Source organism: Pseudoalteromonas sp. TAE56 (assembly GCF_000497955.1).
In the GTDB taxonomy this organism is placed as follows: Bacteria; Pseudomonadota; Gammaproteobacteria; order Enterobacterales; family Alteromonadaceae; genus Pseudoalteromonas.
This window is the reverse complement of the sequence record NZ_AUTN01000145.1, coordinates 1-22,567: the sequence shown is the minus strand read 5'-3', so window position 1 is coordinate 22,567 and position 22,567 is coordinate 1. Positions and strand designations below refer to the sequence as shown.

General features: G+C 39.2%; 20 protein-coding genes. 13 read left to right on the top strand and 7 right to left on the bottom strand.

Features of this window, described 5'->3' with window-relative positions:
- Positions 1-131 precede the first annotated feature (131 nt).
- Entirely contained in the window at positions 132-1,241 is a 1,110-nt protein-coding gene (gene zapE, locus L656_RS0118635; protein WP_024600320.1) for a cell division protein ZapE, read from the bottom strand.
- Between the two features lie 59 nt (positions 1,242-1,300).
- On the opposite strand from zapE, the gene rsuA reads away from it, so the two are divergent.
- The 3 genes from rsuA (at position 1,301) to L656_RS0118620 (ending at position 4,071) form a co-directional block, all read left to right on the top strand.
- Positions 1,301-1,999 carry a 16S rRNA pseudouridine(516) synthase RsuA gene (gene rsuA, locus L656_RS0118630; RefSeq protein WP_024600319.1) on the top strand — a complete coding sequence of 233 codons (699 nt, stop codon included), beginning with the start codon at positions 1,301-1,303 and terminating at the stop codon, positions 1,997-1,999.
- Between the two features lie 386 nt (positions 2,000-2,385).
- On the top strand, positions 2,386-3,039 hold the full coding sequence (gene rluA, locus L656_RS0118625) for a bifunctional tRNA pseudouridine(32) synthase/23S rRNA pseudouridine(746) synthase RluA (RefSeq protein WP_024600318.1): 654 nt from the start codon (positions 2,386-2,388) through the stop codon (positions 3,037-3,039).
- Between the two features lie 81 nt (positions 3,040-3,120).
- Complete coding sequence (locus L656_RS0118620; RefSeq protein WP_024600317.1) at positions 3,121-4,071, top strand: DUF3530 family protein; 951 nt, start codon at positions 3,121-3,123, stop codon at positions 4,069-4,071.
- Here the strand turns inward: L656_RS0118620 and djlA are convergent.
- Genes djlA through L656_RS0118605 form a run of 3 tightly spaced genes read right to left on the bottom strand, consistent with a single transcriptional unit; the run spans position 4,054 to position 6,607 of the window.
- Complete coding sequence (gene djlA / locus L656_RS0118615) at positions 4,054-4,920, bottom strand: co-chaperone DjlA (protein ID WP_024600316.1); 867 nt, start codon at positions 4,918-4,920, stop codon at positions 4,054-4,056. The two genes, L656_RS0118620 and djlA, sit on opposite strands and share 18 nt — an antisense overlap.
- Before the next feature lie 32 nt (positions 4,921-4,952).
- On the bottom strand, positions 4,953-5,609 hold the full coding sequence (murU, locus tag L656_RS0118610) for an N-acetylmuramate alpha-1-phosphate uridylyltransferase MurU (RefSeq protein WP_024600315.1): 657 nt from the start codon (positions 5,607-5,609) through the stop codon (positions 4,953-4,955).
- Positions 5,606-6,607 (bottom strand): aminoglycoside phosphotransferase family protein, encoded by a 1,002-nt coding sequence (locus L656_RS0118605; RefSeq protein WP_024600314.1) that lies wholly within the window; start codon positions 6,605-6,607, stop codon positions 5,606-5,608. The genes murU and L656_RS0118605 overlap by 4 nt, the downstream gene beginning before the upstream one ends.
- Before the next feature lie 111 nt (positions 6,608-6,718).
- On the opposite strand from L656_RS0118605, the gene lptD reads away from it, so the two are divergent.
- From lptD to L656_RS0118560, 9 genes are all read left to right on the top strand, one after another.
- Entirely contained in the window at positions 6,719-8,971 is a 2,253-nt protein-coding gene (gene lptD / locus L656_RS0118600; protein ID WP_024592325.1) for an LPS assembly protein LptD, read from the top strand.
- Between the two features lie 39 nt (positions 8,972-9,010).
- A complete protein-coding gene (gene surA, locus L656_RS0118595) occupies positions 9,011-10,306 on the top strand; it encodes a peptidylprolyl isomerase SurA (protein WP_024600313.1) in 1,296 nt (431 codons plus the stop codon).
- 2 nt (positions 10,307-10,308) lie between these two features.
- On the top strand, positions 10,309-11,301 hold the full coding sequence (gene pdxA, locus L656_RS0118590) for a 4-hydroxythreonine-4-phosphate dehydrogenase PdxA (protein WP_024600312.1): 993 nt from the start codon (positions 10,309-10,311) through the stop codon (positions 11,299-11,301).
- Positions 11,298-12,104, top strand: coding sequence for a 16S rRNA (adenine(1518)-N(6)/adenine(1519)-N(6))-dimethyltransferase RsmA (gene rsmA, locus L656_RS0118585; protein ID WP_002960838.1), 807 nt, complete (start codon positions 11,298-11,300; stop codon positions 12,102-12,104). Before pdxA ends, rsmA begins: the two co-directional genes overlap by 4 nt.
- Positions 12,088-12,477 (top strand): Co2+/Mg2+ efflux protein ApaG, encoded by a 390-nt coding sequence (gene apaG, locus L656_RS0118580; protein ID WP_007585091.1) that lies wholly within the window; start codon positions 12,088-12,090, stop codon positions 12,475-12,477. Before rsmA ends, apaG begins: the two co-directional genes overlap by 17 nt.
- Positions 12,478-12,485: 8 nt before the next feature.
- Complete coding sequence (locus L656_RS0118575; protein WP_024600311.1) at positions 12,486-13,304, top strand: symmetrical bis(5'-nucleosyl)-tetraphosphatase; 819 nt, start codon at positions 12,486-12,488, stop codon at positions 13,302-13,304.
- Positions 13,305-13,440: 136 nt separating this feature from the next.
- The gene (locus L656_RS0118570; RefSeq protein WP_024600310.1) at positions 13,441-15,456 is read left to right on the top strand and encodes a methyl-accepting chemotaxis protein; all 2,016 of its coding nucleotides are present in this window, start codon (positions 13,441-13,443) and stop codon (positions 15,454-15,456) included.
- Between the two features lie 472 nt (positions 15,457-15,928).
- Entirely contained in the window at positions 15,929-16,381 is a 453-nt protein-coding gene (locus tag L656_RS0118565) for an REP-associated tyrosine transposase (RefSeq protein WP_024589803.1), read from the top strand.
- Between the two features lie 239 nt (positions 16,382-16,620).
- Positions 16,621-18,063, top strand: coding sequence for a capsule assembly Wzi family protein (locus tag L656_RS0118560; protein ID WP_024600309.1), 1,443 nt, complete (start codon positions 16,621-16,623; stop codon positions 18,061-18,063).
- 367 nt (positions 18,064-18,430) lie between these two features.
- Here L656_RS0118560 and L656_RS0118555 read toward each other — a convergent pair whose 3' ends face one another.
- The 3 genes from L656_RS0118555 to L656_RS0118545 all read right to left on the bottom strand — a co-directional run bounded on the left by L656_RS0118555 (position 18,431) and on the right by L656_RS0118545 (position 21,154).
- Entirely contained in the window at positions 18,431-19,435 is a 1,005-nt protein-coding gene (locus tag L656_RS0118555) for an NAD-dependent epimerase (protein ID WP_024600308.1), read from the bottom strand.
- 112 nt (positions 19,436-19,547) lie between these two features.
- Positions 19,548-19,895 carry a four helix bundle protein gene (locus L656_RS0118550; RefSeq protein WP_024600307.1) on the bottom strand — a complete coding sequence of 116 codons (348 nt, stop codon included), beginning with the start codon at positions 19,893-19,895 and terminating at the stop codon, positions 19,548-19,550.
- A gap of 92 nt (positions 19,896-19,987) precedes the next feature.
- Positions 19,988-21,154, bottom strand: coding sequence for a nucleotide sugar dehydrogenase (locus tag L656_RS0118545; RefSeq protein WP_024600306.1), 1,167 nt, complete (start codon positions 21,152-21,154; stop codon positions 19,988-19,990).
- Positions 21,155-21,658: 504 nt separating this feature from the next.
- Here L656_RS0118545 and L656_RS0118540 point away from each other — a divergent pair.
- Positions 21,659-22,111, top strand: coding sequence for an REP-associated tyrosine transposase (locus tag L656_RS0118540; protein WP_024600305.1), 453 nt, complete (start codon positions 21,659-21,661; stop codon positions 22,109-22,111).
- The last annotated feature ends 456 nt before the right edge of the window (positions 22,112-22,567 follow it).

Here is a 22,567-nt window from a genome sequence, read left to right as displayed (position 1 = left end):
CTTGCTGGCGTGACGAGCAAAGCTCGTAATTTCTATATGCAATAAGATCTTAAGTGATTTGTTCACAAAGAGGCTAAAAAGAAGCTCACGCTTCAACGTGAGCAAGCTCGTTTACAATATATACTAAAGCGTTACCAATTTTGCATTTCGACTATGCGCGATTGCGTGCGTGCATATTCAAAGCTCAGTTTTTTACCTTTATACAAATGTTCAATGTCGGTTTGCGCATTTATTACCAGCAATTTATGGCAATCGTAAAACTCATCTACTAAGGCAATAAAGCGCCGCGCTTCGTCGTCAAAGATGTGCTCATCAAGCGTTTGTTTTTCGCGTTGATAACTATCTTCTATACCGTGAACAATAACTTTACCCGTTGCTTTAACACCCATTTGCGGCACGTTCGATACATATAACACATCAAATTGCGTTGCTAAAAACATATAATCGTTAGCACTGCGCGGGCCTGAGCATAGCGCCATAAAATCAATCATCAAGGCGTTATCTGCTTTTAATAAATAAGGTAAAATGCGGCCATGTACACTAATTGTATTTTTATATGTTACCTCTGCATAAGAAACTAAAAACTCATTTTCAAAATCGTGATTTGATAAATTAATAAAATAGTGACGACTATTTTTACCGTATCTAAAGCGGTGATCGTCCTCCCCCGCCACGCTAATTATATGGCAGTGACTATTAATTAAATCGATAGTAGGTAAAAATCGCGCTCGTTGCAGGCCGTTGTAATAAAGCTGCTCTGGCTTTGCGTTCGATGTGGCCACCAGCACAACACCTTGTTCAAACAACGCATTGAACAATCTCGCCATGATCATAGCATCGCCAATGTCGCTCACAAAAAACTCGTCAAAACACAGTACACGAATGTTTTTAGCCCACTGTTTTGCAATTAGGATTAGTGGATTTTTTTGACCTTGTAGCTGCGAAAGTTGGGCATGCACTTGCGCTATAAAATGATGAAAATGCAGCCGCTGCTTTTGCTCAGTAGGTAGGTTTTTATAAAATAAATCCATCAACATAGACTTACCTCGTCCTACGGGTCCATATAAATAAACGCCTTTTATTAAGGGCGCTTTTTGCCACCATGATGTGTGAGCTTGAAGTTGCTCGGTTAGCGTATTTAAAGCTTCCACTGCATTTTGCTGCGCAGCATCAAAACACAGTTCACCCGTGTCTACTTTTGCTTGGTAAAGGCTTAAAATTTGTGTGCTGTGCACTGTCATGGTATTTCACTATCGGCTATAATCGCGCCCATTGTAGCCGACTAAAAATGTGAACCAAAATGAAATTCCCTTGCCGCTTAGATAAGTTTATTAGCCACTTAGCTGAAATACCGCGCACGCAAGCCCGCGCGAGTATTAAGCGAAAAGAAGTAAGCGTTAATGGCGAAGTAATCACATCACATAATTTTCAGCTAGCCCAGCAAGATGAAGTACTGCACCAAGGTACGCCTTTGGTATTTTTAGGTAAGCGCTATTACATGCTAAATAAACCTGTTGGCTATGTATGTGCTAACAGTGACGAGCTACATAAAACTGTTTTTGACTTACTTGATGAGCCAAATATGAGCGACTTTCACGTGGCAGGTCGCCTTGATATAGATACTACAGGGTTAGTTATTATTACTAATGATGGCGATTGGTCACATAAAATCACGTCACCTAAAAGCAATAAATTTAAAACCTACCTAGTCGAAACTCAAGAGCCTATTACCGATGAAGCACTTGAGCAATTACGAACAGGTGTCATGCTGCATAACGAAAAAGATTTAACCCGCCCCGCTATAGCTGAGAGACTTGCTAATTACGGACTGCGTTTATCAATAAGTGAAGGTAAGTATCATCAAGTTAAGCGTATGCTTTACGCGGTAGACAACAAAGTAGTTGAGCTACATCGCGAGCAAATTGCGGGAGTTACCCTAGATGAAAACTTGGCTAGCGGTGAATATCGACTATTAACAACTCAAGAAATTAAGCTATAAAAGCGCTTTAAAGGAGCCTAAGTTTGGATATACTAGGGCGTGTTGAACTTTGTGGATTGAAATTTGTTCAATCTAGGGGCGATTTAATCGCGGCGCGAGGTTTGTAACCTAGTGGGCTAAGTAAAAATCGAGCAACAAAGAGTTAATCGCCCCTAGAAAGAACCCAAAGGGCAGAGCATGTTTGGCATTTATGCTGCGTTATCGCCTAATTATGGGGAATAACCACACTACATAGGCTCTGCCTTGCCTAAAAACCAAACATACTACTGCAAATTCAACCACCAACGTTCAACACGCCCTAACTAAAACAATATAGCCAAACTTTTACTTGAGCCTGTTGGCTTGCCCTACTAAAATAGCGCTCTTCAAAATCACTAAGGTCGGCCGTGTTAGTTAACTACAATCCCCCTATGAATCCGTATTTAACAATACTTTTCCAAGATGACGACTTACTTATCGTTAATAAGCCAAGTGAGTTATTAACTGTTCCAGGTAAAGATCCTAAACATGCCGACAGCTTAATTAATCGCGTTAATCGTGTTTTTCCAACAGCGAGAATAGTACACCGCTTAGATATGGCGACTTCTGGCATACTCTGTCTTGCCATGAATAAAGCCGCGCACAGACATTTAAGTATGCAGTTTCAAGAGCGCGAAACAGCCAAACGTTATATAGCACGTGTATACGGACAACTTGAAGCTGAAACAGGCTCAGTAGATTTACCCCTTATTTGTGATTGGCCTAATCGCCCTAAGCAAATGGTTGATCACGACAGAGGTAAACCTTCGCTTACGCATTTTAAAATACTTGAGCGTGAAGAAAATGCAACCCGTGTAGAGCTAACCCCTATCACTGGTCGCTCGCATCAACTACGTGTGCATATGTTAAGTCTGGGTCATCCTATTTTAGGTGATAGACTTTACGCCCATAAAGAGGCACTTGCTGCCGCTCCTCGCTTACAATTACATGCACAAATGCTGCAGTTGAAGCACCCAACCACTGAGCAAGTACTTACTTTTGAAGCCGAGCCTGAATTTTAACTGGCTCAAATACTTCGTAAATTATTAAACTTTTAGATAACTTTGCCGATACCTAACTAATTGTCATTAGTTAGGTGCGTTATGCTATTTTCACGGTTTTTAAAAGGTGCTTTTTATATACAGCTCAGCTGTGCGCTACTTTTAGCTAACCCTATCAGCGCGGCGGAACATATTGCCCCACCTAGCCTATCAAGTATTGAAAAGAGCGACATTGAGCGACTTCTTCCAAGCGATGAAATAAAACCAATATTAGCGGGTGAAACAGAATTTTTAAGTCTTTATAGCGAATATATGAGCGCTGATTTTAGAGGAGTAGTATTACTTATACCCGACTGGCACTCTACCCCAACCAACAACTCAGGCATGAACTACTTGCGTAAAGAGCTTAATAATTTAGGTTACAGTACCTACGCAATGACAGTGCCCGACATTGATTGGCAAACTAGTAAAATGGCAAAAACAACGCCCAGCGAAACCGAAGCTGCGCCTAGTAAAGCCGAGGAACCTGCATCACCCGACACAACAGCAAACGCCCAATCGCAGCCTGCAAAAGTAAAAGGAGAACCTCATTACGTAAATGCAATTGAAAAAGTAACCGATGACATACTTGATAACTACAAAATAAATCTCATCTCTCGTTTTAATGCGCTGTATCAAACCGCTATGGAAGATTCGAGTAATATAGTGGTTATAGCACAAGGCACGAGTGCGGGTGTGTTGTTGGAGTACTATGCAGATTTTCCAGATGAGAGACTGGATGCGTTTATAAGTTTAAGCAGTTATCTACCTAATACCAAGCGTAACGAAAGCTTGAGCCAAACGGCATCACTTGTTGCACCCGCCTTGCTTGATATTTACTACGCAAATGACAGCACAGACATTTTAATGAGCCTTAAAAATCGTCAGCGCTGGGTTAACCGAAATGCAAAATTTGATTACCGCCAACGCCAATTGTTTGGCCTGCGCGATCAACCCGATCAACACGCACGCCTAACAAAAGAAATAGACGGTTTTTTACGCCGACTTTTTTAAATACTCATAAGCAGCTTGAATATCTTGGCTCTTTTTAACAGCCAGTTCCATCATGTGTTTTGGTAGGCCTTGCGACACTAACTTATCAGGGTGGTGTTGCGACATAAGTTTACGGTACGCTACTTTTATATCACGCTGCGTTGCATCGCTATTTAAACCTAATAACGCCAATGCTTGCGCACGGTTCATGTTATTATTTGGCGGTACATGGTGCCCAGAACCTTCACGGTAACTACTACTTTGACCTTGGTTTTGTTGCTGCTGATTAAATTGCTGCTGTTGCTTTCTAAAGTTAAACTCTGCTTGGTAGCGCTTTAATACAAATGCAAAACGTGTTTTAGAAATACCTAACTGTTTACTTACTTCTGCTAATAGCTGCTTTTCTTGTTCGGCTAATACCCCGTCAGAAAATGCCATTTGAATTTGTATTTCTAAAAACAACTGTATTAGATCGTTTCGTTTAGCAAAGCGTTCTTTAAAATCGTGTACTGTTTCTTTAAGTGAGAAGTCGCTCTCTTTACCTGACTGAAATGCATGTTGTGCTTCGCGGCGTTCTTCACCTTTTAAGCCCATTTCATCCATAAACAAGTTAGCCGCTTTTATATGTACTTCGCTGACACGACCATTCGACTTGGCAATATGCCCCATAACAGCAAAGCAGCTTGAAAAGAATAAAGCTTGGCGCTCATTCACGTCGTCACCACTAAATAAGCTAGAAAAACCACCTGCTTTATCAAAGTTATTTTTTAAGCTTTTATCAAATAAATGACCTAGGTATAAACCTAAAATGGCACCAAATATTTTGCCAAACATAAAGCCAAAACAAAAACCGAGAATTTTTCCCCACATCTATAATACTGCCTTCTTAAAAAATTGAGTTGTTACGCCTCAAGGCGCTTGTTTAATTGGTTTAAACGCTCTGGTGTACCAATATCATCCCACTGCCCTATATAGAGCTCAGTTGAGACTAAATGTTCATTTAGCTTTTCACGTAAAATAGGCCCTAAAGGGCAAATACCTTGCGTTAATCCTTTAAAAAAATCAGCCTGATAGCGGCCAATCCCCGAAAATGTATATTTTTGACTATCAGGCGACAAATGGCTCAACGCAAAGTCGCCATTAGGATTATGTGGCGGGTTTTCTATCAACACTATGTGCGCCTCACCGGACTGTAAATGAAGTTGCATTAGCGCACTTACATCATAATCGGTGTATACATCACCATTTACTACAATGAACGAGTCACCCAACAGCGGTAACGCTTCAATTATACCGCCAGCTGTTTCAAGGCCACCTTCAACTTCTTGGCTGTAAAGTATATTTACACCAAATTGGCTGCCATCTTTAAAGTAGTCTTTTATTTTATCACCCTGCCACGCAAGGTTTATTACAATGTCAGTAATGCCGGCAGCTTTAAGGTTATTTATATGGTGCTCAATAAGTGGTTTTTCTGCCACTTTTAACATTGGCTTTGGCATATTTTGCGTAAGCGGCATCATACGTTGCCCGCGCCCTGCCGCTAAAATCATCGCTTTCATGAGCGCTCCTTTGCTAACTTTTCAGTCACTTTGGGCACTATGGTATTTTTTGTCCACTCACTCAATGCTTTAAGCTCTGGATAATTTGCCGCTACTTCAATAATGTAATCAAGCGTCGGTAAAATATTATCTAAATAACCTGTTTTACCGTCGCGCAAATATAATCGACAAAATATACCCGCAGCTTTTAAGTGGCGCTGTAATCCGGTTAAATCAAACCAATATTTAAACTCATCGAATGAAGTGTTAACCAGTAAATTTTGAGCCGTAAATTCTTGATAAGCAAAATCAAGCAAGCTTGTTAACTCTTGTTGAGGCAGTTTAAAGTAGCAATCGCGCAGTAGCGATACCAAGTCGTAGCAAAGCGGCCCGCGTACAGCATCTTGATAATCTATAATTGCCCACTGGCCGTTACTGTTCATAATATTACGGCTATGGTAATCGCGATGAACGGTAACAGTAGGTTGCTCACGCATGGCCTTTATTAATAGATCTGAACTTGTTTGCCACATTATTTTTTGTTCTGCACTTAGTGACTCATTAATAAAGTCACTCACTAACCACTGGCTAAATATATCAAGTTCTAGTTTTATAAAATCTGCGTTATACGCTTGCATAGCAGAAGCTGCCGGCGTTTTTGCCCACTGAGCACTTAAGCTAATTAGTGCTTGATAGTGCTCGGTGCGGTTTGCATCATCAAGCATGTCAGCTAGGTGCGTACTCCCTAAATCACTCAGAACAAAAAAGCCCTGCTTTTCATCACTTGCAATAATAGTAGGAAGTAAAAAACCTTGCTCAACAAACACCTGATTTAGCGAAATGTAAGGTTCGTTATTTACTTTTTGCGGATCTGAGTCCATCACTATTAAATGCTTATTATCGTGATTTAAACGGTAATAACGGCGAAAGCTAGCATCACCCGTGATCGCGTTTAAAGTATGCGACTTGGCATTAAGCTGTGTGTTTATAAATTGTTGTAAATTCTCAAAGCGTGTCATTTTATAAGATATCTATTTTTCACTAAGTTAATTAGGTCAATTACTGTAATTGCCATTATTTTCCTTTATTATGTGTATATTATATTAAACACACAGTATTAAGGTCGATAAATGAGCAAAACCTGGGGCATATTGATGCTAAGCGTAGTTAGCGCACCATCGCTTGCCGAAACTGAACTGGCACACAACCTTTGTGGCATTTCAATGCAAACCAGAGCTTGGCAACCACTTGAAGGCCTTAACCTTGGTGAAGTTGATATTCAAGCTGATGATGTAGAGCTACTTGGCACTCAAAGCGCTGAATTTACCGGCAATGTTGATATTAACACCCTTAAGATGAGTTTGTCCGCACAAACTGCGTTGATAGACAAACAGCGTGGTTTATTAAATGCAACGGGGCCAATCACTTATCAAGACTACGTAAGCAAAGTTAACAGCACTGGATTAAATGCCGATTTAAATAATTCAGAAGTCAGTTTGTTAGGCGCCGACTACAGCCTAACCGAACAACAAGGTAAAGGCGGCGCTGAAAAGCTTACTGTTAATCAGTCTGGCCTATTACTCATGAATGCAAGCTTTACTACTTGCCCAAGTGACACCCCAGTGTGGGAAATTGAAGCTGACGAAATAAACCTTTCACGCGAAGAAGGCTGGGGCGAAACATATAACGCCGTATTACGCATTCTCGATACACCGGTTTTATATTTACCTTATTTTACATTTCCGCTGGATGAACGCCGTAAATCGGGTTTACTTACCCCGACTATTTCAAGCTCTGACAAATACGGCCTTGAAACAATTACGCCGTACTATTTAAATATTGCACCTAATTTTGATGCCACTATTACGCCTCGTTATATGTCTAACAAAGGGCTGCAATTACAAACCGAATTTAGATACCTAACAGAGCAACACGAAGGCTTAGTAGGGATTGAATATTTAGATAGTGATGATTCTGAGCCAGATTTGAATGAACGCTACATGTTTCATTGGCAACAACAAAGCTACCTAGGTGAAAACTGGCGCGCAAACGTTGATGTAACCAATGTAAGCGATGATAACTACATCACCGATTTAAGCTCAAATTATGCTAGTAAAACCGATACTCAGTTGTATCGTACCGGTTCACTTACTCATTTAGGTGAAACATGGCGCACCGATATTAAAGTACAAAACTTTGAAGTACTGGGCGATCACTTAGAGTCTTACACTGCTATACCGCAAGTTAATTTTACGCAAACTGCCCCATGGCGTTTTGATAATTTTGACTTTAGTGTGTCAGGTGAAATTAGCCATTTTACTAATGATTCATCAGAAGTGGCCATAGACAGCGCAACTCGTGTACACGTAGAGCCTAAAGCACGCTATAACTATGCAACGCATGCATGGTCATTTTTATCTGAAGTGAGCTTACTGCAAACTAATTATAAGCAAAGCGGAAACTTAACAGGCACGCAGTACAGCGACACCGTATCGCGTACTATCCCTAAAGTACGTTTGTACTCTCAGCTTAATTTTGAGCGCGATGCATCTTACTTTTTTGAAGATGCTATACAAACGCTAGAGCCTCAAATTCAATATTTATATACGCCTAATAAAGACCAATCAGACATTGGTTTGTTTGATACAACCAAACTACAAGACGATTATTATGGTTTATTTAGAGACGTGCGCTTTTCGGGTGTTGACCGTATAGCAGCCGCGAATCAATTTACGTTAGGTGCTACAACGCGCTTGTTTGATAAAAAACAAGAAGAAGTATTTAATTTTAGTGCTGGCCAAATATTTTATTTAAGTGACGATGCCAAGCCAACAGAGCAAGGCTTAAACTCAGACACTAATTATAATGCACTATTTGCAGCTCAAACCATGTTACATTGGCACCGCCGTTGGTACCTCGCTGGAGGTATTCAATACGATACAGATGGCAAGCAAATGGTACAGTCAAATGTAACGCTTGATTATAAAGGTGATAATAATCAGCTAGTACAATTGAACCATCGCTATGCAAATGATGTCTCAGGAAATACAATCGAGCAAGCAGGTGTATTTACAAGTATTCCTATTAGCGACGAATGGCAATTTATTGCGAGCTATCATCGAGATCTTGAAAACAACAGAAGTATCGAAGTATTGAGCGGATTACAGTATGAATCATGCTGTTGGGCTATCCAAATTACTGGGCACCGCCAAATTGAAACAGATTTAAATCAATCAATAGGCCAAGAACAAGCAACTTTTGATTCAGGTATTAGTTTGAATTTTGTATTAAAAGGACTTGGCAGTAAAAGCCGTTATGATGCACAAAAATTATTACAACAAGGTATTTTTGGCTATCGTAGACCGTATTTTCTTAGTAACTAGTATCACAACAGTACTATCAGCAAGAGTAGTAAAAAGAATATGAATTTAAAAAAATTATTAACATCAGCAGTTTTAAGTGCCAGCCTTTGTCAAAGTGCAATGGCCGCACCAGTAGAAATAGATAAAGTTATTGGCGTTGTAAACCAAGGCGTAATTTTAAAAAGCGAAGTAGACACCATTATTAATCGTGTTAAAAAGCAAGCCGAAGAACAAAACCAGCAATTACCAAAAGACGAAACTCTTCGTGTACAAGCCGTTGAGCGTTTAGTAAATCAAGCCCTTATGATACAAATGGCTGACCGTATGGGGTTACAAATCTCAGACAGTCAACTAGATCAAACTCTTGCAAGCATGGCACAAGAGCAAGGCGGAACAATTGCCGATTTACGCCGTACTATTGAAGGTTCGGGCGAAAGCTTTCAAGCTTACCGTGAAGAAATTCGTAAAGAAATTACAACGCAGCAAGTAACACGTGCAAGTGTCGATCGCCGTATTTATATTAGCGAGCAAGAAGTTGATAACCTTTTAAAAATTATGGAAACCCAAGGTCAAAGTGCTGAAGAGTACGACATTGGTCATATTTTAATAGATATCCCTAACGATGCGAACGCTGACGAAATTGCTGGCGCAAAAACACGCGCAGATAAAGTTATTGAGCTACTAAACGATGGCCAAGAATTTAAGCGTATTGCTATTTCATCATCAAGCGGCTCTAAAGCACTTGAAGGTGGACAGCTTGGTTACATGGGCATTAACGAAATGCCATCGCTTTTTGCTGAAGCAGTAAAAGGCCAAAAGAAAGGCGCTATTGTTGGCCCTCTTCGCTCTGGTGCTGGTTTTCATATCATTAAAGTACAAGATGTTCGTGGCCTACAAGTTGTAGAAACAACAGAAGTGCGTTCACGCCATATACTAATTAAACCTTCGATTATTTTAAGTGAAGAAAAAGCACGCTCTATGCTTGCTGGCTTTGCAAAAGATTTACGCGCAGGAACTGCCGACTTTGGCAAGTTAGCTAAAGAATACTCAGAAGATCCAGGCTCTGCACTTAAAGGTGGCGAATACGATTGGACTGATCCAACAACTTACGTACCTGCGTTTAAAGATACTCTGCTTTCTCTTAAGCAAGACGAAATAAGCGAACCGTTTAGAACACAGTTTGGTTGGCATATTGTTCAGTTACTTGGTAAACGTGTAGCTGATAAAACTGAGCTAGCTAAACGTAACCGTGCTCACGGTATGTTGTTTAACCGTAAATTTAAGGAAGAAAGTTTTAACTGGCAGCAAGAAATGCGCGAGCAAGCTCACGTTGAAATTTTCCCTATAGACCAATAAATATGACCCTAAGAATTGCTATTACACCGGGTGAACCTGCCGGTATTGGCCCAGATTTGCTACTCACGCTTGCTCAGCAAGCGTGGGATGCTCAACTTGTAGCAATTGCCGATGGCAAGCTGTTAAAAGAGCGTGCAAAACATTTGGGCCTAACAATAAACTTAATTGAATTTGATGATAATGCACCCGCTATCGTAGCACCTGCTGGCAGCCTGTATATTCACCAAGTTGATTTAGGTACTGATGTAGAACTTGGCGTACTAAACGACGGTAACGGACAATACGTGTTAGATACCTTGCGCATAGCAAGTGAAAAAAACATGGACGGCACCTTCGATGCTGTTGTTACGGGCCCTGTTCACAAAGGCATAATTAATAAAGCGGGTATTTCATTTAGCGGGCACACTGAGTATTTTGCACAGCAGTCAAATACTGCTGATGTAGTTATGATGCTTGCAACAGAGGGCTTACGAGTTGCACTTGTAACCACGCATATTCCACTTGCGTATGTATCGCGTGCCATTACACCAGAGCGCTTAACTAAAGTAGCGGGTATTTTAAATCACGACTTACAAACTAAGTTTGGTATAGAAAAACCACGTATTTTAGTGTGTGGCTTAAATCCGCATGCCGGTGAAGATGGCCATTTAGGCCGTGAAGAAATAGAAACAATCACACCAACGCTTGAGATACTTAGAAGCGAAGGTATGAATTTAATTGGCCCACTACCGGCCGATACCTTATTTCAAGATAAATACCTATCTGAAGCAGATGCAGTGCTTGCTATGTATCACGATCAGGGATTACCTGTGCTAAAATACAAGGGATTTGGTAAATCGGTAAATATTACCCTTGGCTTACCATTTATCCGCACATCAGTTGACCACGGTACTGCACTCGATTTAGCAGGGACTGGTACAGCTGACGTTGGCAGTTTTGAATTAGCGATCCGCGAAGCAATTAAGCTCGCCCAAGAAAAAGCACAAAATCAATGACCGATAAAGTACATTTAGGACACCGCGCTCGTAAGCGTTTTGGGCAAAACTTTTTATTTGATGAGTCTATTATCGATAAAATAGTCTCTGCGATCGATCCTAAACCAGAAGACAACTTAGTAGAAATTGGCCCCGGCCTTGGCGCAATTACTGAGCCAGTAGCTGATTTAAGCGGCCATTTAACGGTTGTTGAATTAGATAAAGATTTAGCGCAACGATTAATTGAACATCCATTTTTGGGTCCTAAATTAACCGTTAACCAAGGCGATGCAATGACGTTTGACTTTGCAAGCTTGGTTCGCGATGACAAAAAATTAAAAGTGTTTGGTAACTTACCTTACAATATTTCGACACCGTTATTGTTTCATCTTTTTGAATTTTCAGATCATATTGAGCACATGCACTTTATGCTTCAAAAAGAAGTAGTAAAACGCATGGTAGCAGGCCCAGGTAGTAAAACATTTGGCCGTTTAAGCGTAATGACTCAATACTACTGTAATGCAATGCCGGTTGTTGAAGTACCACCTGAGTGCTTTAAACCAGCGCCAAAAGTTGACTCTGCTGTTATACGTTTAATACCTAAGAAGCCAGAGCAACGTACAGCAAAAAGCGTTAAAATATTAAACACAGTGTGTTTAGAAGCCTTTAATCAACGCCGTAAAACACTGCGCAACAGTTTAGGTAATTTACTAACTGCTGAAGAGCTTACTAGCATTGGCATTGATATAACGCTGCGTGCTGAGCGCTTATCTTTACAACAATTTATTGATATAGCTAACTGGATTTATGACAACAAGCAGTAATATTGGATCGCCTGTAAAGGTGTCTGTAGAAACATTTTACGTAGAGGGTCAATCTCAACCTGAGCTTGAAAAATACGTATTTGCTTACTCGGTAACAATTAAAAACCATAGTTTATGTAGTGCAAAATTACTGAGCCGCTATTGGTTAATTACCGATGCAAATGGCAAAGAAGTAGTAGTAGAAGGTGAAGGCGTTGTTGGCGAAATGCCAGACATTGGCCCAGGCGAAAGCTATAAATACACCAGCGGTGCAATTTTAGATACACCTGTAGGCACTATGCAAGGCCATTACACGTTACGCAACGAATTTGGCTCTGAGTTTCAGGCGCCTATTAATGTGTTTCGTTTGGCTTGCCCTAACATTTTGCATTAAGCACTTAGATGGCAGATTATGCGATAGGTGATTTACAAGGGTGTTTTAGTGAATTTAACACCCTTTTGCAACGGGTTGATTTTAACCCAAGCAAAGATCACCTTTATTTAGTTGGCGACATAGTTGCCCGCGGGCCAGACTCTCTAGCCTGCTTAGACTATATTTACCAACATCAAAATAGCATGACCATCACTTTAGGCAATCACGACCTCCACATGGTTGCCTGCTACTTTCTTAACAAACCTACCAATCCAAAAGATAAACTAAACCCAATATTTGAAAGCCCAAAATTAGCGCATTACATCGCTTTTTTACAAACCCAACCATTGGCCTTAGAGCTTATGAAACATGACTGTTTTATATCTCATGCAGGATTAAACCCCGATTGGTCCATTGAAAATGCACTAAAGCACGCGCAATTTGCACAAAGCTGTTATCAATCAAATAACGCGAAAGCATTTTTTGAACATATGTATCAACCTCACCCTGCAAAGTGGTCAAGCAACCTTGATGACTTTGAAAAATTTAGATACATAGTTAACTACTTTACCCGCATGCGCTTTTTAACAAATAATAACAAACTCGAGCTTAATGCAAAGGGTGCAATAACCGATAGTCAAATACTAATCCCTTGGTTTAACCATCCTAATATAGCTAAAACTAAACACGATATTATTTTTGGCCACTGGGCCGCGCTTGAAGGTAGGACAGATAATCCACGGGTTCACGCCTTAGATACAGGCTGTGTATGGGGTAACACCATGACCCTAATGGAGCTAAGTACAAAAAAAGTTGTTGTAGAAAAATCCCACCTTTCGTCTAAATAAACTGAAAAAAAACAATACATCTGTTAGATTTATAAATTAATAGTTAAAATTAGTTAAAGTAATTGATTTTAATTACTTAACTTATTGGTACAAACGCCGATAAGTTTTAATTGAAGTACTTTTGAGTGGAAACCTTATGAACCTGACAGTAAGCCAACGTATTTGGGGTGGTTTTATATTTATCACACTATTATTATTAATAATTGGTGGTAACTCCTTAATAAAAATTGCAAATATTGACCGTTCCACTCAAAAAGTGAACCAACTATCACTCCCTGCATTAAATAAAAGCTCTGAGCTACAAGCCGAATTTATTTTAATGAGTAAAGCCGCTCAAGCTAGCTTTTACACGACATCCGCCAATGAGCTTGCGCCAATAAAAGCACAGGTCCTTGAGCAAAAACAATTATTCAACACGCTGCACCGTGAACTTCAAGACGTAGTAAAAAATGATGCAACGCTTAATCAAAGTAGCCAAAACGTAGAAAAAACCTACTTAAGCTTTTTAAGCACCGTTGAAAACTTATTAGAAGATAAAAGCAAACAGCTAGCATTAAATAAAACATTAAAAGCACAATTAGAAAATATAGAACTAAGTGCAGAAGATGCTAACTCTGTTGTACTCGATATTACCGACATTGACGGGTTTGAACAAAACCACCCTCGCGCTTATCAAGCTGCAAACAATTTAGAAAACAACTTTATGTCGGTGGTAAGCAACAGCACTGATATGCTAACCGTTAAAACGCTTAATACTCTCGATATTGTTAAAAACGAGCAAACTTATTACCTAGAAGAAGTAACGCGTACTATTGCATTAATTAAACCTGCGATTGAGCAAACTCACAGCGATTTATATTCAAGCTTAAAAGAGTATGTTGATACTTTAGAAAACAATATTAAAGGTAGCAGCGGTTTAGCTGCAAACAAAAAACGATTAATTGACTCGATTACGCTTACGCAATCAGAGCTTGCCCAGTCAGAGCAAGCCACCAAAATGGCACTTAACCAAATTGATGAGTTAGTTAATCAAGCAAGTGATGTTGCGTTTAAATTACAGCAAGGCGTACGCAGCGACGTAGACTCAGCAAACTTATGGACGTGGGTTGGTATGATTATAGCCACCCTTTTAGCTGTAGCGATTGCTATTATTACTGTTAGCCGCATTACTAAACCACTTGCTGAAGTTAACCGAATTTTAGATATTGTTGCCAGTGGCGACATGACACAACGTTTAGACGACAGCGCTAAAGACGAATTTGGCGAACTATCTAAAAGCTGTAACACGCTAATTGACAGCCTACGCAGCCTAATTAAAGGTATTATTTCGCGTTCCACTCAACTTGCAGCTGCATCAGAGCAAACATCGGCCATTACCTCAGAATCAAGCCAAGCAATTCGCAACCAACAAGCACAAGTTGAACAAGCCGCAACCGCAACAACCGAAATGAGCAGTACATCGCAAACGGTTAGCAACAGCGCTCAACAAGCACTTAGCGAAATTAAAAATGCGGATAAAGAAGCTGAACGCGTTAAAGGTATTTCGAATAACAACAAAGCCACGATTGAGCAATTAGCACGTGAAGTAGACGACGCTTCACAAGTAATTAATAAACTGCATCAAGATAGCGCATCAATAGGCAGCATATTAGATGTAATACGCGGCATAGCGGATCAAACTAACCTACTTGCATTAAATGCCGCAATTGAAGCTGCACGTGCAGGTGAGTATGGCCGAGGCTTTGCGGTTGTAGCAGACGAAGTACGCTCTCTAGCGAGTAAAACTCAAGAGTCGACCCAAGAGATACAATCAATGATTGAATCGCTACAAACAGGTGCAGAAGCTGCAGTAACGGCAATGAGTAAAGGTAAACAACGTGCTGTATCGTGTGTTGAGCAAACCGACCTAGCAAGTAGCGCACTTGATTCAATTACATTTGCGGTTTCGCAAGCCCACGACGTAAGTGAAGAGATTTCGACCGCAGCACTTGAGCAACAACAAGTAGCACAAGAAATTAGCGAACGCCTTGAGTCGATTGTAGCCATCGCAGAGCAAACAGCCGAAGGCGCAAACCAAACTAATATCTCAAGTTCAGAAGTAGCAAAACTTGCTGAAGAGCTTCGCTTATCGGTAGACGAATTTAAAGTTTAAGTTTACTAAAACGATTAAAAAACCCCGATGGTACAATGTACCATCGGGGTTTTTGTTTATCAGGACTTTAAAAGTGAGATGTAAAACTTTACCTACAACATACACACACCCTATCGATGCGAATTTACTACGCGCTAATCCAATTTAACCTTACCAAAAGTGAGGTAATAAAACCTCACCTACAACATGCACACCCTATCGATGCGAATTTACTTCGCGCTCATCCAACTTAACATTACCAAAGCGATATATAAAACCTCACCTACAACATGCACACACCCTGTAGGTGCGAATTTACTTCGCGCTCATCTAACTTAACTTTACCAAAGCGAGGTATAAAACCTCACCTACAACATGCACACACCCTGTAGGTGCGAATTTACTTCGCGCTCATCTAACCTAACTTTACTTCGCGCTCTCTTAATTTGAAACCTCTGCTACCTTTAATAAAAAGTATTGAAAGACTGTAAAAATGTATCGTTCTGATTTATTGCGAAAAGGCAGAGTATCATTAACAAATCGATTTTACTCAATCACACTAGTGGCGCACAAAAGAGAAAACATATTTATTTCTATGGATATTAATCGTTTGATAATCACAGAAATGAAAAAGATAGAAACGCAAGAAGCAGCTAAAACAATAGCATTTGTAATTATGCCAAATCATATACATTGGCTAATTCAATTAGGAAATAAAAAAGCGCTGTCCGATGTAATTAAGTTATTTAAAGGCCGCTGTTCTAAAGTAACCCGTGACGACTTAGGTATGTATAAATTATGGCAACGTAACTACTATGATCACATGATTAGAAATGAAAATGATTTACTGAACAATGCTAGATATATTATTGCTAACCCTTTGCGGGCTAAAATTGTCGATAAAATTGCTTCATACCCTTACTGGGATTGTATTTATATAAAATAAAAAGCGAGGTATAAAACCTCACCTACGATATATGTACCCTGTAGGTGCGAATTCACTTCGCGCTTATGTAATTTAATTTAATTTAATTTTACCAAAGCCAGATATAAAACCTCCCCACAACTTATATACGCCAATTACTAACCACTAATATATCGCTTTTTTCTTCCTTACTTAGGCGTTTATTGCTAACCTCGCGTTAACGTTTTTACTTAAACAAATTTTTTGCTAACGGAATAATTATGCTCAAAAAAATATCACTGTTTATCGGGATGGCAGTCAGTGCAAATGCTGTTGCTAAAGGTGGCGTGTCACCTTATTTACCTTTAAATCAAGCCCCAGAACTTGAGCACCAAGTACAACGACTTTTAGCCGTAAGTAAAAACACACATATTATGAGCAAGCCTTATAAAGCTCACGATATTTATAGAGTGCTGCAAACGGTTAGGCATACTTACCCAGAACTATATCAAACACTTTCGTACCAACTTAGCCCTTATATTCAAAGCGATGCGGGTACATTTGCAAAAGTAACGCTTGCTGCTGGCACAAAAGATAAAACACTGCCGAACCAACGCGGCCAAACCACTAAAACCAACTTGATAGTTGAAGGCGGCGCTTACGCTAACTTCGGGCGTTACTTTGGTGTAAGTGTTGCAGGCATAGCCAACGAAGACGAAATACTGCCTACACAAAGTTTTTTTTACCTTGGTAATAAATACGCGCAGTTAGATGTAGGTTACCGCGAACATTGGTACTCACCTTTTAACGACAGTGCCATGCTATTAAGCACACACGCTAAAACAACGCCTTCTATAACGCTTAGTAATGTAGAGCCAATAACCAGCTTTAATATTCGTTACGATATGTTTATTAGTAAAATGACAGAGCAACGTGGGATTCTTGAAAGCACTAAGCAGACAGGTGTTATTCGTGAGTACAAACCAGGTAAGCCATATTTATTTGGCTTGCACACTAGTTTTGCTGCAACCGATAATTTGACAATAGGTTTAAGCCGCTTAATGCAGTTTGGTGGCGGCCCTCGAACAGTTACTTTAAAAGACTTTGCTGAAGGTTTTTTTACTCCAGGGAGCAAAGATAATATAACTCGCTCAGATGCGGATGAAGTTGATGCAGACTTTGAGCTTGGGGATCAACTAGGCTCTATAACATTTGCATATAATAACAGTATATACGCGCTTCCTTATGAGTTATATGGTGAAGTAGCACTTGAAGACACATTAGGTGGCTCTCGCAATAATGCATATAGCTTTGGGCTATATTTACCTTTTATTGCTAACAACCACAGTTTACGTTTTGAGCACAGTAACTGGCAAAAAAGCTGGTACAAGAATAGCATTTACTTAGATGGTAACCGAAATTCTGGCAATGTAATTGGCCATTGGGCGGGCGATGAACATGACTACACCGACTACACTCCGGCTAAATCAATGAGCGTAAATTGGCATTGGCAATTGAGTAAAATAGAAAGCTTAAATACCACCATTCGCATGCTTGAAAATAAACGTGATGGTTATAAAACAAGTTATGAGTTACAAACAGCTTATACGCGGAAATTAGGCAAACCAATAATGGGTGCTAAAAGTTGGGGAGCTGAGCTGTATCAAGGAAAGGATGTATACGGGGAAACATTTGCTAGGTTAGGTGTATTTGCTAATTTTTAATACCTTGTAGGTGCGAATTCACTTCGCGCTAATGTAATTTAACTTTACCAAAGCGAGGTGTAAAACCTCACCTACAATATATGCCGCCCTGTAGGTGCGAATTTATTTCGCGCTAATGTAATTTAACTTTACCAAAGCGAGGTATAAAACCTCACCTACAATATGCCACCCTGTAGGTGCGAATTTATTTCGCGCTCATCTAACTTAACTTTACCAAAGCGAGGTATAAAACCTCACCTACAAAATATACACACCCTGTAGGTGCGAATTTACTTCGCGCTCATCTAACTTAACTTTATTAAAAGCCAATAAAAAACACTGTCTCAAATTGAAACAGTGTTTTTAAATGACTTACAAGTTGTAACCTTTATTTATAAAAGTCTTTATACCACTTAATAAGCTCACTCACACCTTGCTTAACCCCAACCTGCGCTTTATAGCCTGTTGCATTAAATAAGTCTGTAGTATCAGCATAAGTTTTATAAACATCGCCGGCTTGCATTTCACGGAAGTTCTTTTTAGCTTCAGTACCTAGTTCAGCTTCAATGGCTTCAATAAACTTCATTAGGTTTATTGGGCTACCGTGGCCAATATTATAAACCGCATACGGAGCAGAGCTAGAAGCTGGCGAACCAGTTTCAACTCTCCAATCTGGGTTTGCAGCAGGTATAACATCAGCAGCACGAACAACACCTTCTACTATGTCATCAATGTAAGTAAAATCACGCCACATATCGCCATTGTTGTTTATATCAATAGTGTCGCCGGCAAGTATTTTTTTAGTAAAAATATACGGTGCCATATCTGGGCGACCCCATGGGCCATAAACGGTAAAAAAGCGTAAGCCTGTTGTAGGTAAACTATATAAATGAGAATAGCTATGCGCCATTAGCTCATTCGCTTTTTTAGTAGCAGCATAAAACGACACTGGGTGATCAACACTGTCGGTTGTTTCAAACGGTGTTTTTTCGTTTAAACCATATACAGAGCTAGATGAAGCATAAACCAAGTGCTTAACTTTATTATTACGACACCCTTCAAGCACATTTAAGTGCCCTACTAAGTTAGAATCGGCATAAGCATCAGGGTTTTCTATTGAATACCTAACACCGGCTTGTGCTGCCAAATGTATTACTTTATCAAACTGCTGTGTTTTAAATAGCTCGCTCATTACTGGGCGCTCACTTATATCCAGCTTAATAAATGTAAATGCTTCATGGCTTTCAAACTGCGCTAAACGAGCTAGTTTTAAATTTACATCGTAATAGTCATTAAGGTTATCAATACCGACTACTACATGGCCCGCCGCTAACAATTTTTGGCATGTTGCCGCACCAATAAAACCAGCCGCACCTGTTACTAAATATTTCATAATTTCCTAATCTTTAAGCTGATAAAGTTGAAGGTTGAAAGTTGAAAGTTGAAAGTTGAAAGTTGAAAGTTGAAAGTTGAAAGTTGAAAGTTGAAAGTTGAAGACTAAAAGCCTAATCCCAAGTTTCAATAGTTTTCATTAAGGCAGATATCATTTTTGATAACTGCCTAGACTCTTCTATCCAGATTTCTGCTGTTTTTGTATCAACCTCTCCAATTTTTAAGGCAATATATATTTGTGAGCGAAGCTCACCACAACTACCTTTAGAGTAAGAGAGAAAACGGCAGTAATCTTTAGCTGTCTTTCTCTCATAACCCTCAGCAATATTTGATGAAATTGATAATGCAGAGCGTGTAATTTGATCTTTTAAACCAAATTGCTTACTTGCCTTAAAATAAATAAAAACTTCACAAGCTAAATCGGCAGAGCGTTGCCATACATTTAAGTTCTCAAACTGCACAACGCCCCCTAATATAAATCTGCTTAAGTTTTTAACTTATAACTTAGTCTTTAATCTTTAATCTTTAATCTTTAATCTTTAGCCTTTGTTTATTAATCACTACCAAATAAGTCGCGAGTATAAACTTTGTCAGCAATATCGCTAAGCTCTTCAACCATACGATTAGACACAACAACGTCAGATATTTGCTTAAACTCATTTAAATCTTTAATGACACGTGAGTGATAAAACTCATTTTCTTCAAGTACTGGTTCGTAAACTACAACCTCAATACCTTTCGCCTTAATGCGCTTCATAATGCCTTGGATGGCAGAGGCTCTAAAGTTATCAGACCCTGTTTTCATTACTAAACGATACACACCAACTACTTTAGGGCTGCGTTTAATTATTGAGTCTGCAATAAAGTCTTTACGTGTAGTATTAGCATCAACAATAGCACCAATAATATTGTTCGGTACATTTGCATAGTTTGCACGTAGCTGCTTAGTATCTTTTGGTAAGCAGTAACCACCGTAACCAAACGATGGATTATTGTAATGGCTACCTATGCGAGGGTCTAAACTAACACCCTGTATAATTTGCTTACTGTTTAAGCCATGAGCTTCAGCGTAGCTATCAAGCTCATTAAAATAAGCCACACGCATTGCTAAATAGGTGTTAGAGAATAACTTAATAGCTTCAGCTTCAGTTGAGTCGGTAAACAGTACTTCAATATCTTCTTTTATAGCGCCTTGCTTAAGTAAGCTTGCAAACACACTTGCACGCTTACTTTGCTCACCAACTACAATACGTGATGGGTATAAGTTATCGTGTAGTGCTTTACCTTCACGTAAAAATTCTGGCGAAAATATTAAGTTATTAATGCCGAGTTTTTCTTTTATACCTTGCGTGAAACCAACAGGTACCGTCGATTTAATGACCATAACTGCATTTGGGTTATGCGCTGTAGCATCTTTAATTACAGCCTCTACAGAGTTTGTATTAAAGTAATTATTTTCAACATCGTAATCAGTGGGTGTGGCAATAATTACAAAATCTGCATTTTTATAGGCTGCTACTTTGTCGGTAGTCGCTGTAAAATTTAAATCACTACGTGTTAAAAACTCACTAATTTCGGTATCAACTATTGGTGATTTTTTATCATTCAATAGCGCTATTTTTTGTTCGTCTATATCTAATGCGACCACTTCATTGTGTTGTGCTAGCAACATAGCGTTAGAAAGGCCTACATAGCCTGTACCTACTACGGCAATTTTCATATTAATCCTTTAAGGTTAGTTAATAAGTAATAAAATGATTCTATCAGAGTTATAAATTAGGCTCTAGCTAAAAGACTTTAGCTAGAGTGTAATATCGAATATATTACTAAATATTTTTTGCAGAATAATATAAGTAAGAGAAGGATGAACATATTGAAATATACACCAAGTAGTAGATGCTAATTACCTTCATTCTTATGTTATTTAACCTCATTAAAAGCGAGGTATAAAACCTCACCTACAACATATGCCACCCTATAGATGCGAATTTACTTCGCGCACATGTGATTTAACTTTACCAAAAGCGAGGTATAAAACCTCTCCTACAATATATACACCCTGTAGGTGCGAATTTACTTCGCGCTCATCTAACTTAACTTTACCAAAAGCGAGGTATAAAACCTCTCCTACAATATATATACCCTGTAGGTGCGAATTTACTTCGCGCTCTCTTATTTTAAAAACCTCTGCTACCTTTAAACAAAAGTACTGAAGGCCCGTAAAATGTATCGTTCAGATTTATTGCGAAAAGGCAGAGTATCATTAACAAATCGATTTTACTCAATCACACTAGTGGCGCACAAAAGAGAAAACATATTTATTTCTATGGATATTAATCGATTAATAATCACAGAAATGAAAAAGATAGAAACGCAAGAAGCAGCCAGAACAATAGCATTTGTAATTATGCCAAATCATATACATTGGCTAATTCAATTAGGAAATAAAAAAGCACTATCAGACGTAATTAAGTTGTTTAAAGGCCGTTGCTCTAAAGTAACCCGTGACGATTTAGGTATGTATAAATTATGGCAACGTAACTACTATGATCACATGATTAGAAATGAAAATGATTTACTAAACAATGCTAGATATATTATTGCTAATCCTTTGCGGGCTAAAATTGTCGATAAAATTGCTTCATACCCTTACTGGGATTGTATTTATATAAAATAAAAAGCGACGTATAAAACCTCACCGACAATATATGCCCCCTGTAGGTGCGAATTTACTTCGCGCACATGTAATTTAATCCTACAAAAAGCGACGTATAAAACCTCACCGACAATATATGCCACCCTGTAGATGCGAATTTACTTCGCGCACATGTAATTTAATCCTACAAAAGCGACATATAAAACCTCACCTACAATATATGTACCCTGTAGATGCGAATTTACTTCGCGCACATGTAATTTAACTTTACCAAAAGCGAGGTATAAAACCTCACCTACAATATATATATCCTATCGATGCGAATATACTTCGCGCCCTTGTAATTTAACGTTACCAAAGCGAGGTTAAAACCTCTCCTACAATATACACACCCTATCGATGCGAATTTACTTCGCGCTCTTGTAATTTAACGTTACCAAAGCGAGGTTAAAACCTCTCCTACAATATACACACCCT

What these genes read in the sequence shown, in the direction of transcription:
- zapE (WP_024600320.1), bottom strand. Translation starts at nt 1,241, where the DNA reads ATGACAGTGCACAGCACACAAATTTTAAGCCTTTACCAAGCAAAAGTA.
- rsuA (WP_024600319.1), top strand. Translation starts at nt 1,301, where the DNA reads ATGAAATTCCCTTGCCGCTTAGATAAGTTTATTAGCCACTTAGCTGAA.
- L656_RS0118620 (WP_024600317.1), top strand. Translation starts at nt 3,121, where the DNA reads ATGCTATTTTCACGGTTTTTAAAAGGTGCTTTTTATATACAGCTCAGC.
- djlA (WP_024600316.1), bottom strand. Translation starts at nt 4,920, where the DNA reads ATGTGGGGAAAAATTCTCGGTTTTTGTTTTGGCTTTATGTTTGGCAAA.
- murU (WP_024600315.1), bottom strand. Translation starts at nt 5,609, where the DNA reads ATGAAAGCGATGATTTTAGCGGCAGGGCGCGGGCAACGTATGATGCCG.
- L656_RS0118605 (WP_024600314.1), bottom strand. Translation starts at nt 6,607, where the DNA reads ATGACACGCTTTGAGAATTTACAACAATTTATAAACACACAGCTTAAT.
- lptD (WP_024592325.1), top strand. Translation starts at nt 6,719, where the DNA reads ATGAGCAAAACCTGGGGCATATTGATGCTAAGCGTAGTTAGCGCACCA.
- surA (WP_024600313.1), top strand. Translation starts at nt 9,011, where the DNA reads ATGAATTTAAAAAAATTATTAACATCAGCAGTTTTAAGTGCCAGCCTT.
- pdxA (WP_024600312.1), top strand. Translation starts at nt 10,309, where the DNA reads ATGACCCTAAGAATTGCTATTACACCGGGTGAACCTGCCGGTATTGGC.
- rsmA (WP_002960838.1), top strand. Translation starts at nt 11,298, where the DNA reads ATGACCGATAAAGTACATTTAGGACACCGCGCTCGTAAGCGTTTTGGG.
- apaG (WP_007585091.1), top strand. Translation starts at nt 12,088, where the DNA reads ATGACAACAAGCAGTAATATTGGATCGCCTGTAAAGGTGTCTGTAGAA.
- L656_RS0118575 (WP_024600311.1), top strand. Translation starts at nt 12,486, where the DNA reads ATGGCAGATTATGCGATAGGTGATTTACAAGGGTGTTTTAGTGAATTT.
- L656_RS0118570 (WP_024600310.1), top strand. Translation starts at nt 13,441, where the DNA reads ATGAACCTGACAGTAAGCCAACGTATTTGGGGTGGTTTTATATTTATC.
- L656_RS0118565 (WP_024589803.1), top strand. Translation starts at nt 15,929, where the DNA reads ATGTATCGTTCTGATTTATTGCGAAAAGGCAGAGTATCATTAACAAAT.
- L656_RS0118560 (WP_024600309.1), top strand. Translation starts at nt 16,621, where the DNA reads ATGCTCAAAAAAATATCACTGTTTATCGGGATGGCAGTCAGTGCAAAT.
- L656_RS0118555 (WP_024600308.1), bottom strand. Translation starts at nt 19,435, where the DNA reads ATGAAATATTTAGTAACAGGTGCGGCTGGTTTTATTGGTGCGGCAACA.
- L656_RS0118545 (WP_024600306.1), bottom strand. Translation starts at nt 21,154, where the DNA reads ATGAAAATTGCCGTAGTAGGTACAGGCTATGTAGGCCTTTCTAACGCT.
- L656_RS0118540 (WP_024600305.1), top strand. Translation starts at nt 21,659, where the DNA reads ATGTATCGTTCAGATTTATTGCGAAAAGGCAGAGTATCATTAACAAAT.